The sequence below is a fragment of the Pseudomonas sp. PS01303 genome (assembly GCF_029959385.1).
Taxonomy (GTDB): Bacteria; Pseudomonadota; Gammaproteobacteria; order Pseudomonadales; family Pseudomonadaceae; genus Aquipseudomonas; species Aquipseudomonas rustica.
The window spans coordinates 1-4066 of sequence record NZ_JASCPK010000260.1 but is presented as its reverse complement, the minus strand read 5'-3'; the positions used below and the strand labels follow the sequence as shown (position 1 = coordinate 4066).

The following is a 4066-nucleotide window of genomic DNA, read 5'->3' as shown; positions in this document are numbered from 1 at the left end:
CTCGCTCCCACTTTGGACCGCGGTCAACTGTGGGAGCGGGCTTGCTCGCGAAGGCGGCGTGTCAGGCACATTTTGAGCGTCTGACCCACCGCATTCGCGAGCAAGCCCGCTCCCACAAGGGTAATGCGCTGCAGCTATCAGACCGAATCAAGCAACTCGTGTCGCGGTTTGCTATCGCAATTGCAGATCACCCGATTGCGCCCGCCCGCCTTCGCCTCATACAGCGCCTGATCGGCATCATTGAGCCAACGGGTCGCGTCGGCATGCGCGGGGTCGTACGCCGCCAGGCCGATACTCAAACTGACCTTCAGCGCCGGATTCTGCTCATAAACCATCGTGGCGAACCGCTCGCGCAACGCCTCCATCGCCTGCGCGGCATTGAACAGCGGCAAATCCGGAAGAATCACACAGAACTCATCACCGCCATAACGCCCGGCGACATCAGTGGAGCGCAGGTTCTGTTTGAGCATTTTGCTCAACTGCCGCAACACAATATCCCCCGCCACATGGCCGTAGGTGTCGTTGATCGACTTGAAATGATCGATATCGATCAAGGCAATCGCCGCGCCCTGAGTTTGCCGCTTGCAACGTTGAAACATGCTGTCCAGTTGATCCTTCCAGGCGCCGTGATTGAGCAGCCCGGTAAGACTGTCGGTGCGGCTCAGGGCCAGCAGTTCGCGTTTGTGCTGCCCCAGCGTGTAGGCCTGACGGAAACAGATCCAGCCCAACGCCAGCGGATACAGCATCAGCAGCGGCAAGCAGGCGTAAAGTTGTGTGGGAGAAGTGACCGCAACAAATGCCGGGGCAAACACCACAAGACCAACGCCAACCCCGAGAATCTGCGCCGCCAGGCCCGCCAGCAGAAAACGCACCCCGCCGATGGCGACGTTGTTCATGGCCATCATCGAAACGGTGGTGGCGCTGGGCAGCGGATTGAAATGCATCGCCGCGACCCAAAAGCCGCCGAAAAAGGCGTCGATCAATAAATTACGGTGTTCGGCGTGATACGGCGTGGGTGAGCGTCGCGCCCATTGAAACGCCAGATGCGGCCAGATGGCCCCGTTGATCAACATCACCGCCCACACCCAGGCCGGCGGATCGAGCGGATACATCGCCACACTGACGCAAACGAGCCCCAGCGCCAGCCCAATGGTGCGCGATGTATAAAGCCTCCTGGCCAATGAAAGTCCTTTTCCCCCGGTGTTTCCCATAAGGGCCTCGATGACTCGACGGAACCTGCGCACAGCATTGAATAGACGTGCTGGGAGTCTATCAGGGCAACGTTAAATAGCCATCACCGGCCAGCGGCCACTCTGCACGCACATTCCCTTGTGGGAGCGGGCTTGCTCGCGAAAGCGTTAGGCCAGCCGACATCCATGTATCTGACTCGCCACCTTCGCGAGCAAGACCGCTCCCACACGATAAAAACTGTCACCGCGCGCGGCCGAATATTTGGCTATAAATGAAAGGAGCAAAACGGAAAAACAACTATAAGAAGGAGGCCCATGCGCAGTTATCAAGTGTTGATCATCGGCAGCGGTTTTGGCGGCCAGTGCGCGGCGGTCAATTTGCTCAAGGCCGGGATCGACGATTTTCGCATGCTGGAGCGACGCGATTTTTTCGGCGGCACCTGGTGCCAGAACACCTACCCCGGCGCAGCGGTGGATGTGCCGTCGCCGCTGTATTCCCTGTCGTTTGCGCCGTATCGCTGGTCGCAGATGTTTGCCGGGCAAGCGGAATTACAGCGTTACACCGAACACGTGATCGACCAATTCAACCTCCGCGAGCGCGTGGAACTGCAGGCGAATGTCGAGCGCGTCGAATGGGATGAGCTGGAAAAACGCTGGACGGTTTACACCAGCGCCAAAGGCATTTATTGCGCGCAGTTCCTGATCAATGCCAGCGGCCCGCTGAGCCAACCGGTGATCCCACACTTTGCGGGGCAGGATCGCTTTCAGGGCAAGACATTTCATACAAACAATTGGGATCACGACTACGACTATCGCGGTAAACGCGTCGCCATCATTGGCAGCGGTGCGAGCGCGGCGCAAGTGATTCCGGCGATTGCTCCGGAGGTCGAGCAACTACACGTTTTGCAGCGCACACCGCACTGGGTATTACCCCGCGCAGATCGCGTTTTCGGGCCGCTTCAACGTTGGCTGCTCGGCATCAAACCCGCCTACAAGCTGCTGAGATGGCTGATTTACTGGCAATTCGAAACCCGGGTCATCGCTTTCAAATACTCGAAACCGGCGATTCATCTGGTGCAAAAGCAAGCGTTGAAGTTTCTCAAACGCCAGGTGCCTGACCCGGTGCTGCGCGAAAAACTCACGCCCGACTTCACCATCGGTTGCAAACGGGTGTTGGTCTCCAGCACCTATTACCCGGCGCTAACCCGCCCCAACGTGACGCTGCACAGCCGAGAACAAGGCATCGCCTCAATCGATGAAAGCGGAATCAACACGGTTGATGGCCAACACATCGATGTGGATCTGATCGTCTGGTCGACCGGTTACGACGCCACCGACGGTGTTATTTCCTACCCCGTCAGCGGCAAAAACGCTGTGCAACTCAGAGATGTCTGGGCTGAATATCCCCGCGCGTACCTCGGCACCAGCCTGCCGGACTTTCCCAACCTGTTTATCGTCACTGGGCCGAACACCGGCATTGGCCATACATCGGCGCTGTTCATCATCGAATCGCAGATGAACTACATCATCGACTGCATAAGAACGCTCAAAACCAAAGGTTTGCGCAGCATCGAAGTGCGCCCCGAAGCGGAACGTACCTACACTGAGATGATCCATCGGGAGATGGAGCGCACGGTCTGGAAGTCCGGCGGTTGCCACAGTTGGTATCAAAGCAAGAGCGGTCATGTGATCGCGATGTTTCCCGGCTTCAGTTTCAGTTATTACCGGTTGACCCGGGCGCTGAAACCGGCCGACCACATTCTGTCCTGAACACGTAAAAGGAAGACGTCGATGCTTTTGCTGTTTGTCGCCCTCGCAGTATTCGTGGCCTGGAGCTGGTTGAGTTACCCGGCGGTCGGCCATTGGTTGTACGACCTGAACATGGCCATCGAGGCCAAGTTGTACAAGTTGCACAAAATCGAAGTGCCGATCGCCGAGATGACGGTGTCGACCTGGCAGGGCGGGCCTTATGAAGCGTCCAGCGCGATTCTGATGTTGCACGGCTACAGCGCCGACAAGAATTTGTGGCTGCGCTTCGCCCGGCATTTTGTCCGGCAGTATCGAGTGATCATTCCGGACTTGGCCGGCCATGGCGAAACTGGCTTCAAGGCTGGCGGCGGTTATGACATTCCGCTGCAAGCCAAACGCATGATTCAGTTGCTCGACGTCTGCGGCGTGGAGAAAGTCCATGTGATCGGCAACTCGATGGGCGGCTACATTGCGGCGTGGCTGGCGGCGACGTACCCGGATCGCATCGCCTCGGTGGCGTTGATTGACCCGGCCGGCGTCACGGCACCGCAGGCCAGCGACATGGAGCGGCACTTGGCGCGCGGGCATAACCCGTTTCTGATCAATTCCCGCGAAGAGTTCAAAAACTTCTACGCGATGACCATGGAATCGCCGCCGTGGGTGCCGAAACTGGTGCTCGACGCCATCGCTCAGCGCTACGAACAAAATCGCGATGACCTCGAAGAAATCTTCCGCGACTTCCGCGCCAGCCCGCCGATGGAACCGAAACTCGCTGACATCAAATGCCCGGCGCTATTGCTCTGGGGGCGCAAGGACCGGCTGATCGACGTCAGCAGCGTGCCGGTCTGGAGCAAGGGCATCGCCAATTTGCGCGTGGACGTGTGGGATAACGTCGGGCACATGCCGATGGTCGAACAGCCGTCGAATACCGCGCGGTTGTATCGGGAGTTTTTGGGTAATCAACGATGACCCCACTCTCAGCAACACTGACTACTTTTGTGGTGAGGGGATTTATCCCCGATGGACTGCGCAGCGGCCCCAATCCATTGAATGCGGTTTGCCTGAAAAAACTGGATGACAGAACTGGGGCTGCTGCGCAGCCCATCGGGGATAAATCCCAGGGCCAA

Annotated in this window: 3 protein-coding genes; 2 read left to right on the top strand and 1 reads right to left on the bottom strand. The window is 58.2% G+C overall.

Translation table 11 applies throughout. From position 1 onward, the window contains the following. Nucleotides 1-137: 137 nt before the first annotated feature. Nucleotides 138-1211: a diguanylate cyclase gene (locus QMX93_RS30065; protein ID WP_282359213.1), complete on the bottom strand. Its 1074-nt coding sequence runs from the start codon at nt 1209-1211 to the stop codon at nt 138-140. A gap of 294 nt (nt 1212-1505) precedes the next feature. On the opposite strand from QMX93_RS30065, the gene QMX93_RS30060 reads away from it, so the two are divergent. Continuing rightward, entirely contained in the window at nt 1506-2960 is a 1455-nt protein-coding gene (locus QMX93_RS30060) for an NAD(P)/FAD-dependent oxidoreductase (RefSeq protein WP_282359211.1), read from the top strand. A 21-nt stretch (nt 2961-2981) separates the two neighbouring features. Then, nucleotides 2982-3908, top strand: a complete 927-nt coding sequence (locus QMX93_RS30055) for an alpha/beta fold hydrolase (protein ID WP_053119215.1) — start codon at nt 2982-2984, stop codon at nt 3906-3908. The last annotated feature ends 158 nt before the right edge of the window (nt 3909-4066 follow it).

Coding starts and splice junctions, on each gene's coding strand:
- QMX93_RS30065 (WP_282359213.1), bottom strand. CDS start 1,211: ATGGGAAACACCGGGGGAAAAGGACTTTCATTGGCCAGGAGGCTTTAT.
- QMX93_RS30060 (WP_282359211.1), top strand. CDS start 1,506: ATGCGCAGTTATCAAGTGTTGATCATCGGCAGCGGTTTTGGCGGCCAG.
- QMX93_RS30055 (WP_053119215.1), top strand. CDS start 2,982: ATGCTTTTGCTGTTTGTCGCCCTCGCAGTATTCGTGGCCTGGAGCTGG.